This is a genomic window from Pseudomonas putida, from assembly GCF_002906855.1.
GTDB classification, from domain to species: domain Bacteria; phylum Pseudomonadota; class Gammaproteobacteria; order Pseudomonadales; family Pseudomonadaceae; genus Aquipseudomonas; species Aquipseudomonas putida_N.
Genome location: NZ_MINI01000034.1, coordinates 1 through 469, shown reverse-complemented (window position 1 = coordinate 469; position 469 = coordinate 1). Strand labels below are relative to the sequence as shown.

The following is a 469-nucleotide window of genomic DNA, read 5'->3' as shown; positions in this document are numbered from 1 at the left end:
GGGGTCGGAACAAGAGCAGTCCGAAATCGTACGCTAAGGTCGAACGAAACCGGAACGATGCCGTAGATCCGATATGCAACATCCGATCTCTGTGGATTGCCACCGACATGCGCCAATTTTGATTTCTCTGTCCGGCCCGACTCGACAACGCTTCGAGCAGATTGCTCATCAATGGAGTCGGGCGATGGCAAAGCGCAAGCTTCTTAAAGATCAAGATCGCCGGAAGCTTGTCGACATACCAGTCGACGAGGATAACCTAATCCGACACTATTCGTTGTCATTGGCGGATCGCCTGGAGATTGAACTGCGGAGACGTAATCACAATCGGCTCGGCTTCGCCATCCAGCTATGTCTAATGCGATACCCGGGTCGAGTGCTTGGAGCAGAAGAAACTCCGCCTCGCGCCATGCTGAAGTATGTTGCTGATCAGATCGGCGCCGCTCCAGACGAATTTGCCCTCTATGCACGT

General features: G+C 53.5%; 1 protein-coding gene. It reads left to right on the top strand.

Annotated elements, in window-relative coordinates:
- Window positions 1-184 precede the first annotated feature (184 nt).
- On the top strand, window positions 185-469 hold a 285-nt coding region (locus tag BGP85_RS12370; RefSeq protein WP_146048982.1), incomplete at its 3' end, for a DUF4158 domain-containing protein.